The sequence below is a fragment of the uncultured Veillonella sp. genome, assembly GCF_963551295.1.
GTDB lineage: Bacteria > Bacillota > Negativicutes > Veillonellales > Veillonellaceae > Veillonella.
The window spans coordinates 23,069-36,833 of record NZ_CAUVFT010000020.1 but is presented as its reverse complement, the minus strand read 5'-3'; the positions used below and the strand labels follow the sequence as shown (position 1 = coordinate 36,833).

General features: G+C 37.9%; 11 protein-coding genes. 6 read left to right on the top strand and 5 right to left on the bottom strand.

Annotated features, from left to right (window positions below):
- Both RYO55_RS06725 and RYO55_RS06720 read right to left on the bottom strand, forming a co-directional pair.
- Positions 1-763 (bottom strand): FeoB small GTPase domain-containing protein (locus RYO55_RS06725; RefSeq protein ID WP_314984758.1); only part of this gene is annotated, 763 nt, incomplete at its 3' end.
- Between the two features lie 9 nt (positions 764-772).
- Entirely contained in the window at positions 773-1,006 is a 234-nt protein-coding gene (locus RYO55_RS06720; protein ID WP_021147945.1) for a FeoA family protein, read from the bottom strand.
- 540 nt (positions 1,007-1,546) lie between these two features.
- On the opposite strand from RYO55_RS06720, the gene RYO55_RS06715 reads away from it, so the two are divergent.
- Positions 1,547-2,845 carry a DEAD/DEAH box helicase gene (locus RYO55_RS06715; RefSeq protein WP_314984757.1) on the top strand — a complete coding sequence of 433 codons (1,299 nt, stop codon included), beginning with the start codon at positions 1,547-1,549 and terminating at the stop codon, positions 2,843-2,845.
- Positions 2,846-2,971: 126 nt separating this feature from the next.
- On the opposite strand, the gene RYO55_RS06710 is transcribed toward RYO55_RS06715, so the two are convergent.
- Entirely contained in the window at positions 2,972-5,293 is a 2,322-nt protein-coding gene (locus tag RYO55_RS06710; protein ID WP_314984756.1) for a DNA topoisomerase 3, read from the bottom strand.
- 180 nt (positions 5,294-5,473) lie between these two features.
- Between RYO55_RS06710 and RYO55_RS06705 the strand changes: the two genes are divergently transcribed.
- Positions 5,474-7,069 carry a peptide chain release factor 3 gene (locus RYO55_RS06705; protein WP_314984755.1) on the top strand — a complete coding sequence of 532 codons (1,596 nt, stop codon included), beginning with the start codon at positions 5,474-5,476 and terminating at the stop codon, positions 7,067-7,069.
- A 443-nt stretch (positions 7,070-7,512) separates the two neighbouring features.
- Positions 7,513-8,760 (top strand): sodium/glutamate symporter, encoded by a 1,248-nt coding sequence (locus tag RYO55_RS06700; RefSeq protein ID WP_295815605.1) that lies wholly within the window; start codon positions 7,513-7,515, stop codon positions 8,758-8,760.
- A 228-nt stretch (positions 8,761-8,988) separates the two neighbouring features.
- Here RYO55_RS06700 and rsmA read toward each other — a convergent pair whose 3' ends face one another.
- Both rsmA and rnmV read right to left on the bottom strand, forming a co-directional pair.
- Positions 8,989-9,843: a 16S rRNA (adenine(1518)-N(6)/adenine(1519)-N(6))-dimethyltransferase RsmA gene (gene rsmA, locus RYO55_RS06695; RefSeq protein WP_314984754.1), complete on the bottom strand. Its 855-nt coding sequence runs from the start codon at positions 9,841-9,843 to the stop codon at positions 8,989-8,991.
- 13 nt (positions 9,844-9,856) lie between these two features.
- The gene (gene rnmV / locus RYO55_RS06690; RefSeq protein ID WP_308521667.1) at positions 9,857-10,384 is read right to left on the bottom strand and encodes a ribonuclease M5; all 528 of its coding nucleotides are present in this window, start codon (positions 10,382-10,384) and stop codon (positions 9,857-9,859) included.
- Between the two features lie 106 nt (positions 10,385-10,490).
- Here rnmV and RYO55_RS06685 point away from each other — a divergent pair, with 106 nt between their 5' ends.
- The 3 genes from RYO55_RS06685 (at position 10,491) to msrB (ending at position 13,747) form a co-directional block, all read left to right on the top strand.
- The gene (locus tag RYO55_RS06685) at positions 10,491-11,429 is read left to right on the top strand and encodes a LysR family transcriptional regulator (RefSeq protein ID WP_302498429.1); all 939 of its coding nucleotides are present in this window, start codon (positions 10,491-10,493) and stop codon (positions 11,427-11,429) included.
- Between the two features lie 257 nt (positions 11,430-11,686).
- Positions 11,687-12,808 (top strand): 5-methyltetrahydropteroyltriglutamate--homocysteine S-methyltransferase, encoded by a 1,122-nt coding sequence (locus tag RYO55_RS06680; RefSeq protein ID WP_314984752.1) that lies wholly within the window; start codon positions 11,687-11,689, stop codon positions 12,806-12,808.
- Complete coding sequence (gene msrB / locus RYO55_RS06675) at positions 12,809-13,747, top strand: peptide-methionine (R)-S-oxide reductase MsrB (RefSeq protein ID WP_295815612.1); 939 nt, start codon at positions 12,809-12,811, stop codon at positions 13,745-13,747.
- Positions 13,748-13,765: the final 18 nt, after the last annotated feature.

Genomic DNA, 13,765 nt, shown 5'->3' with positions numbered 1-13,765 from the left:
GATATTCTTGGAATACTACATCAAGATCGACTTGATCTTTAATTTCTTCACGAATAGCTTCAGCCTTTTGAATAACAACTTCCGTATTATCAAAGCGCATAACCTTGCCAATAACGTCCGCATCTTTTTCAAGTAATTTAATAGCAATCCAACGAAGTGGATATGTAACAGTGCCAGCTTGTTTTAGTTCTTCTACAAGCTCACTAATTTTGCCTTCTAACAAATCACCATAATTAATTGTTACACCAGGAGCTTTTTGAGAAGCAGCTACACTAATTGTTGCTTCTAACAAGTCTTTTGTACCAATGTTTGTACGACCTACTGTGCTAACAATTGTTGCCCCTGTCATTTCTGCCATTTTTTTTAGGTCGTATTTGATGCCCATTTCTTCAGCAACGTCAGCCATGTTTAGAGCAATAACCATTGGCTTTTCAAGTTCCAATAATTGTGCAGCTAAATATAAGTTACGTTCCAAGTTAGATGCATCAAGAACATTAACAATTACATCTGGGTTATCATTTACGATAACATTACGCGCTACTAACTCATCCAAGGAACGTGCAGTTAAGCTATATGTACCTGGTAAGTCAATAAACAATAACTCATGGCCATCAAATTTCGTATGGCCTTCTTTTTTCTCTACTGTAACACCTGGATAGTTACCCACGTGTTGCTTCGCCCCTGTGATATTATTAAACATTGTAGTTTTACCACAGTTTGGGTTACCTGCTAAGGCAATGCGAATTTGCCCATTTTCTGCCATGTGAACCTCCTATTGAACATCTACATCAATCATGCCAGCTTCGCTTGTACGAAGTGCTAATTCAAAGTTTTTTACTTTGATCTCCACCGGATCACCCAAAGGGGCAAACTTCATAACATGGATTTTTGTACCATGTACGAGACCCATGTCGATTAGACGATGCTTAACATTGCCACTGCCATGTAGTGCAACAATAAGACCAGACTCACCTGGCTTCATGTCTTTCAACTTTTTGATAGCCATACGACACCTCCTAATTATTGTACCTAACAACCTCATATTAACCACACAAAATAATAATGCGTATTAATATCTTAAATTATTATATCAAACTAAGTATTAATTTCAACAATTATTATCATTTTTATGGTCATTTTTTTTCTCATATCTATATTTTATTATCATATTTAATATGAGATTATCTATATAATTATCCAACAAAATGCTGAATACTAGCTGAAATTTAATATTTCATGGCTATATATTTAGATACAGTAATCAATAAACACTACAAAGATTATCATTTACAAATGCTTATGCATTCTCAATTAACAATTTATAAATAGTTTAAATGTAGTTATTTTAATGTTTTCATTTCTCATTTCACTTAGTTATATCAATATTTTTCTATATATTATCAAAAAAAATATACTCGAAAGTACTATAATATTTTATTGAGTCTAGAGTATATTAAGACTATAAATCTTCCAAGTTCAATTCATTTGCCCCTAGTATGTGTATACTGTATAATTAATATAATATGTATTATAGAAAGGACAATCCATGAAATCTTTTAAATCTTTAGGTGTTTGTGATGAGCTCATCATAGCCCTACAAAAACAAGGTATCAAGGAGCCCACGCCAATTCAAGAACAATCCATTCCTGTCGTCTTTAAAGGGAATGATGTCATAGCAAAAGCTCAAACAGGCACGGGGAAGACGCTAGCCTTCTTACTGCCAATTTTACAACGTGTACATACTGATGTTCATCAAGAGCAAGTGCTTATCATTGCACCTACACGGGAACTAATTAAACAAATTTCCGACGAAGCGAAGGAACTAGGTTCTATTTTAAATGTAGATATCCTCCCTCTCGTCGGTGGTAAAACTATTGAAGCCCAACTACAGCAACTAGGACGTCGTCCTCAAGTTATTCTAGGTACACCCGGTCGATTAATAGATCACGCAAAACGCGGTTCCCTACATTTAGATTGTATTCGCCGTGTTGTACTAGACGAAGCAGACCAAATGTTGCATATGGGTTTCTTACCAGATATTGAAAATCTCATCAGCCAAACAGACGCTAATAGGCAACTGTTGCTATTCTCTGCAACAATTCCAGATAAAATCCGAAATCTCGCAAAGGCATACATGTCTAAACCTATTTCTGTAACGGCAGAAGGCAAACATATCACGCTCGAATCAATTGATCAACGAGTGTATATGATGAATCCTGAAGAAAAAACACAACGTCTCATCAAAATGATTGAAGATGACAATCCATTCTTAGCTATTGTATTCTGTAATAAACGGGAAGGTGCCATTCGTTTATCCTACGAGTTAACCGCAGCAGGGCTTAATATTGCAGAAATGCACGGTGACTTGACACAAGGTCGTCGCACACAAATTCTACGAGACTTTGCAAAAGCTAAAACACAAATCTTAGTGGCTACTGATATTGCGGCTCGCGGTATCGACATTGAAGGTATCACACATGTATATAATTACGACGTACCTCGCGATGTAGATTACTATATCCATCGAATTGGACGTACAGGTCGTGCTGGTAACTCAGGTATTGCTGTAACATTTGCAACTCCACAGGATGAGGCTTGGTTAAGACGTATTGAACGAGCTATTCAAGCTACGCTTACCAAATATACAAAAGATGGTCAGATTAAGACTAAGGGCAACGCCAATACTGCTCCGAAACGCACAAAATCAGTTAGTAAACCTAAGGTTACAAGCACTTACCAATCAACTAAGGCTAAAGCTCACAAGGCACGAGGTCACAAAGGCTCAAATACACGCCAACGCCGCGCTTCTACGTCTCAGACTGGGCGTCGTGGCAAACGCAGATAAAATTCAGCTTAATATCCTAAACTAAATGAAGAAATTTTTCTTCTACAAAAGCAGTTTTAAACAAAAAAGACGCGTACAGCTTAGCTGTGCACGTCTTTTTATTATTTACAATAAAAACAATCATTTCTAAGTAATGTTAGATTTGTTAACATAAATACTCGGTACCCCATCTACATCAGAACATTGGGTCTTACATTGAGATCGATTACTACAAATCCAGTTTGTTCGACCTCTCACCTCTTGTTTCACAAAGTAACCTACTTTACATCTAGGGCATTTATATTGTTTATCTTCATCAGATACGTCAATATTATCTTCAATACTAGAAACATCCCCTTCTACTGGCTGAGTATGTTTACAAGTAGGATAATTTGTACAGCCTAAAAAAGTACCAAATTTACCATTCCGCTGTTGCAAACGGCCCTTTTTACACTTAGGACATACAGGCAATGAAGACAAGTCTACGCTTTCATTATCCATAGGGCGTTTACGATTTGGGCTCGTTATAGTTCGAACCACATTTGGCATCATTTGATCAGAGTTTATTACTTTATCAAAACCAAGTTTATCAATTAATAATTGTAAAAACTTAATTTGATCCGCTAAGAAGGAATCTAATGTATCCGCTCCTTCGCTCATAAGTGCTAGGCGTTCTTCCCAAACAGCTGTTTCATCAGGATAAAGAAGTTCTTCTGGCAGAGCGTCTACTAAGAGATAGCCCGTTTCCGTCGGAGATAAGACTTGCTTCTTCCCTGACGTTTTCATAAAGCCACGACTAATAAGCTCATCAATGATATTAGCTCGAGTCGCCTCGGTACCGATACCAGATACAGCCTTTAACTGTTTCTTCAAGTCTTCATTTTTTACGAATTTATGAATTTCTTTCATCGCTTGTAGCAATGTAGACGGTGTAAATCGAGATGGTGGCTTGGTTTGCTTCGCCTCTACAGAAGAATCCGTATATAAAACAGTGTCGTTCTTTTTAACCGCCGGCAAGTGATCCGTTTCTTCAACAACCTCTTTTTTAGGGTCTGATTCAGCTCCACGCTCATCAGTTAGATCAGGTTCGTCATTGTCCGTCGTAGATTTAGACTTTTGCCGCTTATAAAGTAATTTCCAACCTTCTTCGATAACTACACGACCATTAGCTACAAACTCTTCTTTACACTGCTCTACTACAATTTTAGTTTGCTCGTAAATATGCTCCCCATAAAATTGAGCAATATAAGCTTGACTGATGAGGAAGTAAATATTTCGTTCCTCATGGGATAAGCTATTTATATTACAAGCCACCGTTGTAGGAATAATAGCATGATGGGCGGTAATTTTCTTTTCATTCCAAGCACGGCTCTTAATAGAGCGATCTGCATCGGTAGCCCACTGTGCTAATCGCTCATCACCTGTATTTTGTAGATTGTTTAGGATGGCATTACGGTCACCATATTGATTTGGTGGTAAATATTCACAATCAGAACGCGGATAAGTAGTTAATTTCTTTTCATATAATTTCTGCGCTGTATCAAGTACAGTTTGTGGATCATAAGAAAAGGCTTTACCTGCCAGTACCTGTAAGGATGACAGGGATAACGGTAAACGCTGTACATCTTTCTTTTTGGATTTAGTAACAGATTTAATAACACCATCAGGTCCACTTTGCAATTGTTCAACTAATGAATCAGCTATAGCCTTATTAATAAGACGACCATCAGAATCTAATCCTTTTTGCTCATCTGTCGGCTGCCAAGTGGCCCAAAACACCCCATTCGGATGATTATATAAAACCTTTACAGTAAAATAATCTACCGGCTTAAAGGCTTCTAATTCACGTTCTCTACGAACAACTAACGCCAAGGTAGGGGTTTTAACACGACCAATTGGCAATGTTACCTTATTACCTTTATAACGTTCAGATAATGTATATGCCCGAGATAAATTCATCCCAATGAGCCAGTCTGCCCGCGCTCTTGCCAATGCAGATTGATATAGATTGTGAAAGTCCTTGTTATCTCTCAAATCATCAAGAGCGGACCGAATGGATTTTTCATCGAGGGCATTTAATAGAATACGCTGTACTGGTTTTGTATTACCTACATAGTACAAAACTTCATCAACTAAGAGTTGCCCTTCCCGATCCGGGTCACCCGCGTTGACAATGACATCAGCTTTGCCGATAAGGTCTTTTACAATCTCAAACTGTTGACGGCTGCTATCTGTGACAAGCAATTTCCACTCAGCTGGCACGATAGGCAAATCTTGAGGACGCCAACGGATATATTTATCATCGTAATCTCCGGGCTCAGCCTGATGCAGTACATGACCTACTACCCAGGTCACCACATCGTCACCCTGGATAAAATAGCCATTCCTCTTTTGGATATTCTTATTTTCCGGCAAGCATTTACTGATTTCACGAGCCATGGATGGCTTTTCCGCAATAAATAACCGCATGGTCCCCCTCCTTAACATGAAGATAACGGCTAAACCCCAAGCCGTTCTATGAAATCTCATTATACTACAATTTAGTGGTCATAACTAGAAAAATCATGTATAATTTTTACGATATATAGACTGTGAAAGTAGAACCTAAAGGTTTATCTGCTTTTACAAACATATTAATAGAGGTGAATCATGACATTTTTAGAAGAAGTACAACGTCGTCGTACGTTTGCTATCATATCTCACCCGGATGCGGGTAAAACAACATTAACGGAAAAATTACTATTATATGGTGGCGCTATTCACTTAGCAGGCTCTGTAAAGTCTCGTAAAACTGCAAAACACGCCGTATCCGACTGGATGGAAATCGAGAAACAACGTGGTATCTCTGTAACGAGTTCCGTGTTGCAATTTGACTACGATGGTTGTCGCGTTAACATCCTTGATACCCCTGGTCACCAAGACTTCTCTGAAGATACATACCGTACATTGATGGCTGCTGACAGTGCTGTCATGCTTATAGACGTAGCCAAAGGCGTAGAGGCCCAAACAAAGAAGCTATTTGCCGTATCAAAAGAACGCGGTATTCCTATTTTTACATTTGTAAACAAAATTGACCATTTTGGTCGCAGCCCATTCGATCTAATGGAAGAAATCGAAAATGTTCTGGGCATCCGTACGTGCCCTATGAACTGGCCTATCGGTATCAACGGCGAATACAAAGGCGTTTACGATAGAGAGCAAGAAACTATCGAGCTCTTTGCAAAAGACGAAACGCATGGTCAAGAAAAGTTAGCTTCCGAAAAAGGGGCGTTAACAGATCCTCGTATGAAAGAGTTATTAGGTGACGATGTATACCAAGCATTACTCGACGATATTGAGTTGCTCGACGTTGCTGGCGATCCATTCAATTTTGATAAGGTTCGTGCTGGTGAATTAACACCTATGTTTTTCGGTTCTGCTATGACGAATTTTGGGGTAAAACCATTCTTAGAAAAATTCTTAGAACTAGCTCCATCCCCTGCTCCACGACAAGCGGTAGAAGAAATGGTACAACCTACTAGCGAAGACTTCTCCGCACTAGTATTCAAAATTCAAGCAAATATGGATCCTAATCATCATGACCGTATCGTATTTATGCGTATCTGCTCTGGTAAATTCGAAAAAGGTATGTCCGTATTACATCGCCAATCTAATAAAACAATCCGTCTATCTCAGCCACAACAATTCTTAGCTACGGAACGTACCATTGTGGAAGATGCGTATCCAGGCGATATTATTGGTGTTTTTGATGCAGGTACTATGGGAGTAGGCGATACACTTTGTGCACAAAAACACAAAGTAACTTTCGGTGACTTCCCTGTATTCCCGCCGGAATTCTTTGCCCGCGTATCCCCAAAAGATACTATGAAACGTAAGCAGTTTCAAAAAGGTATGACTCAATTGGCTCAAGAAGGAGCTGTTCAAATCTTTGAACAACCAGGCGCCCTTGATTCCTTCGTAGTCGGTGCCGTAGGTATGCTTCAATTTGAAGTTCTTGAGTATCGTCTCAAAAATGAATATGGCGTAGATTTATTAAATCATACTTTGCCATATGGCGTTGCTCGTTGGATTGACGGCGAAATTGATATTGCAGCCTTAAAAGGTATAGATAATGCGATGATTGTAAAAGATAATCGGGATCGCACCGTAGTTCTTATCTCTAACGAATGGCAAATGGGTTGGGTTCAAGAGCGTAATCCGGATGTAACATTCTTAACAACCCCTAAATTACACCATGAGCTATAACTTCTAATTAGCTTATTGCTAGGTATATATATTTTAGTTATATCTTAACATGCATTTATAGAACGAATTTATCGCATTTATAATTTAGAGCCTTACTAAATAACATAAAAATATTAAATTTTAAAACTGGAGTATATTTTATATAATTATAAATATAAAAAATATATTCCAGTTTATTTTTTTATAACAAGAAGGAAAATCACAGATTTAAGTCGAATACATATAGTATGATTATGTACATAAGTAATATATACTATTACTTTTTAATATTTATATGTATAATCATAAAAATAGCTTTATTAATATTATTGTTTTTTGTGTTGTTATGAGTGTTTAAAGATAAAAATGTAAACTTTTTATACGTTATATATTCTATAGTATTTTTTGACCATTCATGATACCATAAAATTCAGATTTATTTTTTATTTTAAAGGAGTGATTTTATGCCACTTATTGACTTAGCCTTAGTCAACAATGTATGGACCTTAAAACTGTCCATGATTCAAACTGTAGGTCTTGCTGTAATTACCTTATTCATCGGTACTTGGATTAATAAGCATTCCAAGTTCTTACAACGTATGTGTATGCCTGCACCAGCCGTAGGCGCTCTTCCATTTGCATTTTTAACTGCTATTTTGTCTTATTATAAAATCTTAAACATTACCTTTGAAGGTTCCTTACAAACATTTCTAATGCTTGCCTTCTTTACCACTATCGGTTTAATGGCATCTTTAAAAGTCCTCAAAAAGGGTGGTATCTTCATTATTTTCTTCTTCTTAGCATGTGCAGTGTGGATTGTAGTACAAAATACTGCAGGTATTATGATTGCCAAAACATTAGGAATTGAGCCAATTATTGGCATCATGGCTGGTTCTGTATCTATGATTGGTGGCCTTGGTACAGCTGGTGCCTTCGGTCCATATTACGAACAATTACTTGGTATCCCTGGTACCGCTTCCGCAGCAGTTGCAGCTGCAACATTTGGCATGGTAGCTGGTACAATCCTCGGTGCGCCTGTAGGTGAACGCATTATTAAAATGCATAAAGTTAAAACACCTTATGAAAACCCTGAGTTAATGGAGGATGAAGGCATCGATATGATCGAAGATCACGTTGAAAATGGTGGCAAACAGTTCAACGCTCAAGATCTTTTAACAATTTGTATGTGGATTGGTCTTGCATTAGGTATCGGTACGATCGTAAGTGCTGGATTATCTGTTCTTACTCCACTACCTGCATATATTGGTGCTATGATTTGTGCAGCAGTAATTCGTAACTTTGGTGATTTTACTAAAGCATACAAAATCAATGATGCTGCCCTCGATGCAGTATCTAACGTAGCATTGTCCTTATTCGTAACAATGGCTATTAACAGCTTAAAGCTAGTACAATTGATTGATCTTGCATTACCGCTCATTACAATCTTAGTTGTACAAATGGCACTTATTTGTGTATTTGCTTATCTCATCTACTTCATTTTTGGTCGCAACTACGATGCAGTTATGCTTGGTGCTGGTGCTATCGGCTTCGGTTTGGGTGCAACACCGAATGCACTTGTTAATATGTTATCCTTGGCAAGCAAACATGGTCCATCCCCTCGTGCGTGGCTCGTAGTTTCCTTGGTAGGTGCATTCTTAATCGACTTTGCAAATGCTTTCCTTATTACGACAATGGCAGGTATTCTATACTAAAAAAGAGTCCTTCGGGACTCTTTTTAATGTCAAAAACGGTGATAGTAAATCTTTAGGTTTTACTATCACCGTTTTTATTTGTCCAATTCAATTATGTTAATCCACTTCAATGCTATTGATTGTATATAAATAGTTTACCCTTTACTAAATAACTAGTACTTACTATTCATAACGCTACTTATATAGCACCAAATATCGTCTACCGCACTAAATAAACACTACTATTAATTATGCTTGGATATCCGCCCAGGCATTAGCCACATCAGCAAACTCTTGAAGGCTAAAGGTTTCTCCTCTTCGTTGGCCATCAATATTTGCTTTTACCAAGATATCATCGATTTGTTCTTTTGAAAGTCCTGTGGTACGCATCGTATTGGCAAATGTTTTACGGCGTTGCGCAAAACCAGCTTTTACCACACGGAAAAATAATTTCTCATCAATCACATCTACAGGTGGTTTATCGCGCAATATGCAACGAATAACAGAACTAGTTACTGCTGGGGCTGGTAAAAAGGATTTAGGTGGTACATCAAGAACAATATCTGGTTCCGTATAATATTGAACAGCAACCGATAATGCACCATAGTCCTTTGTGCCCGGCTTTGCTACCATGCGTAAAGCTACCTCTTTTTGCACCATCACAACGAGACGTTCAATAGGTAATTTACTTTCCAACAAAGACATAATAATAGGTGTGGTAATATAGTATGGCAAATTGGCAACCACTTTAAAAGGTTTTTGATTCATAATCGTTGGCAAATCAAGCTTTAACACATCACCATGAATGATACGTACATTGTCATAAGATGCCAATGTCGTATCTAGTACATCTAATAAGCGACGATCTAACTCAATAGCCGTTACATCTGCCCCACTTTGAGCTAAACCTTGTGTCAACGTACCAATACCAGGACCGACCTCTAGGACAGGTTCCCCTACGGTTAATTCCGCAGCATGTACAATTTCATCAACTATGCCTCGCTTAATAAGAAAATTTTGCCCTAGCTTTTTGCTCATTTTAATATCAAAACGCTTACATATATAATGCACAACCTCTGGGCTTGCAATTACTGATTCTAACATCTTAACTCCTATTTTAACAATTTACTGCCTCTTCATAAGCATCTCGAGTTATACCATAATGATTTAAACGGTACAAAAATTGTTTACCATTACCGTATCCAATACCTAATTTAGCACCAATAACCGCTCGACGTGCTGCACTACCAGGCATACCAGACAATCCGTGACGCACTAAGTCCACCATAGTAAATTCGTTGGATGATTCTAAAGACTCTACGTGTAATGTAGATAGAGCTTTTCTGATTGAATCTGGAGATGCTTGTTCTATGCCAATGTCATCATTTGCAAACGCTTCGTCACGAGGCACAAAAGCATGTTGTGCATTAGGAAATTTTTTAGTTAAAACGCGTCGGATTCGCTCCCCTGCTGTATCAGGATCAGTTAATATAATAATGCCACGTTTCTCATAGGCAACGCGAATCATATCGATAACACCTTTTCGAAGAGTGAAACCTTCTGTAGCAATACAATCAGCCTCTACAGCTTGAGCGATACGCTGAATATCAGATTTTCCTTCTACGACAATGACTTGTTTTAGCATAAATCCCCCTTTTATTCTATTAGTACATTGTAACATATATATAACATTGCTTAAATACTTATAATCGAGTAGTATTAATAGTGTAATATATAAAAGGAGGCCAATCATGACCTTACAACAATTAAAATATGTAACAACAATTGCCAATATAGGCAGCATTAGCGAAGCTGCCAAGAGATTATTTGTGTCTCAACCAAGCCTTACCAAAGCTATTAAAGAACTAGAGAAAGAAATGGGCATCACCATTTTCGATCGCACCAATAAAGGAATTACCGTATCCAAAGAAGGGGAACGCTTCCTCGGCTATGCGCGCCAAGTACTGGAGCAAGCAGCCCTTTTAGAGGAGCAATATAAAAGCCAAAGCGGCGGTAAAAAACAATTCTCCGTGTCTACCCAACACTATTCCTTTGCAGTCAATGCCTTTGTAGAGCTTTTAAAAGGCGCTGGAATCGACCAATACGATGTATCCTTACGAGAAACACAAACCTATGAAATCATCGATGACGTAGCTCATATGAAGAGTGAAATTGGTTTACTCTATTATAATGATTTCAACCGTCCTGTATTGGAAAAACTGATTCATACTAATGAATTAACCTTTACAGAATTATTTACGGCCCATCCTCATATCTTTATTGGTAAAACACATCCATTAGCCCATAAAGAGGTCGTCTCTATGGACGAATTAGAGGAATATCCATATATTTCCTTTGAACAAGGTGATCATAATTCCTTCTACTTTTCTGAAGAAATCTTTAGTACCGTAGTACGCCCAAAACATATTCGTGTTCGCGATAGAGCATCTTTATTTAGTTTACTGCTTGGTCTTGATGGATACACTGTATCTAGCGGTGTAATCGATAAAGAGGTAAATGGTGAAAACATCATTTCAGTACCACTTGCCGAAGAAGGTTTAATGCACATCGGCTATATTACTAATAATAAAATGCAACGCAGCCGTTTGGGTCAAGAATATATCCATGCCCTAGAACAATATGTTAGCAACTACGGTAGACATATTAAATTGCCGGAAAACAAAAAATAATTACATATCATATTATTAATAAGTCTATATAACACGATTGTTCAATTTAGTTCGATTAAATAATATATTAATAAAGCACTCTCTTTTTAGAGAGTGCTTTTCTATAGGTATAACTTATCGAGCAAAAATTTATATCAACATAGCTTTAAACTATATCAAACTTAAACATATTGATATTTTTATATATAATCATACTTCGCTATAATAAACCTATCGAAATTATCGGTTTTACCGTTTATATAAGGAGGATTATTATTATGGCTAAACATACAGCACCATTTCACTTTGATATCGTAGGTTCTTTCCTACGTCCTGCAGAATTAAAAGAAGCACGCGAAGCTTTCAATAACGGAAATATTACTAGAGAAGAATTAACAGCCGTTGAAGATCGTCTCATTACAGACCTCATTCAAAAACAAAAGGCTGCTGGTTTACCAGTTATTACAGATGGCGAATTTCGCCGTGCCTATTGGCATCTAGATTTCATGTGGGGATTTAACGGCGTAAAAGAAATCGAACTGGAACACGGTTACAAATTTGTCGGTCAAGAAACAGCGCCAGGTTCCCTCGCCCTTACTGGTAAAATTACAGGAACAAACCACCCATTCGTTGAGCATTTCAAATTTGTAAAACAATTTGAAGACGAAAATACTACGGCGCGTCAAACAATCCCAGCCCCATCCCAATTCTTAGCTGAATTATTTCGTGAGGATAACGGCATTACAACACGCTCCTTCTACCCTGATTTAGAAGAACTCATTCAAGATATTGCAGCTGCCTATCGTCAAGTGATTAAAGACCTCTATGATGCAGGTTGCCGCAACATTCAATTCGATGATTGTACTTGGGGTATGTGCTGTGATCACGCTTACTGGACAGGTCGCCAAAAGGATAAAAGCGTAACCATCGAAGGTGAAACTGCTAAATATTTACGTTTGAATAACTTGGCACTCGAAGGTCGCCCTAAAGATTTAGCATTTACTACACATGTATGTCGCGGTAATTACAACTCTACCTGGGCTGCTAGCGGTGGTTACGAACCTATCGCCCCTATTCTATTTGCCAAAGAGAATGTAGACGCTTATTACTTAGAGTTTGATGATGATCGTTCTGGAGGTTTTGAGCCATTGCGTGAAGTATCTCCTAATAAGAAAGTTGTATTAGGCCTTATCACATCTAAACGCCCAGAGTTAGAAGACAAAGAAGTCATCAAAGAACGTATCAAAGAAGCGACAAAATATATCCCCCTCGAAAGACTTTGCTTATCCCCTCAATGCGGCTTTGCATCCTGTGAAATCGGCAACCAATTGACCGAGGAAGAACAATGGGCTAAACTAGCATTAGTTAAAGAAATAGCTCAAGAAGTATGGGGTGATTAAATGAATGAACATACAATATATTTAGGTGGCGGTTGTTTCTGGGGCCTTCAAGGGTACATCAGAAAAATCTCCGGTGTCCTTTCTACTGAAGTCGGCTATGCTAATGGTCCTACAGAGAATCCAAGTTATGAAGATGTATGCCACAATAGTGGCCACGTAGAAGCCCTCAAGGTTACTTACGATGCTGATATACTATCTTTAGACCACTTAATTCAATATTTCCTACGCGCTATCGATCCATTTAGCGTTAATAAACAAGGTGGCGACGTAGGCATTCAATATCGTACGGGTATTTATTATACTAATCCAACAGATAAGACCGTTATTGAAAGCACCTTAGCTCGTGCTCAAGCCTTTGAAGGCAAACCATTTGCTATCGAAGTATTGCCTTTAGAGAACTACTACTCTGCTGAGGAATATCATCAAGATTACTTAGACAAAAATCCTAATGGCTATTGTCACATTCCATTAGGTCTATCCGATGAACCACTTATCGATGATAATGCATATGCTAAACCTTCCCAGGAAGATTTAAAGACTTTAACACCGCAAGAGTTTGAAGTAACTCAAAACTCTGCTACCGATGCACCTTTCAGCCATGAACTAACAGATGAGTTCAAAGCAGGTCTCTACGTAGATATTACGACTGGAGAACCCCTTTTTGTATCAGCCCATAAATTCGATTCCCATTGTGGCTGGCCTAGCTTTACTAAGCCAATAGCTAAAGATGTTATCAAATATTACCAAGATGACTCACATGGTATGAATCGCATAGAAGTTCGTAGTCGCATTGGTAATGCTCATTTAGGTCATGTATTTGAAGATGGGCCTAATGGCGCTCTTCGTTACTGTATCAATGGATCTGCTTTAAAATTTATTCCTAAAGAAGAATTAAAGGGTACCAAATACGAATACTTAATTCCATATATTGAGGACTAGTTAAAATAAAAGGACGCC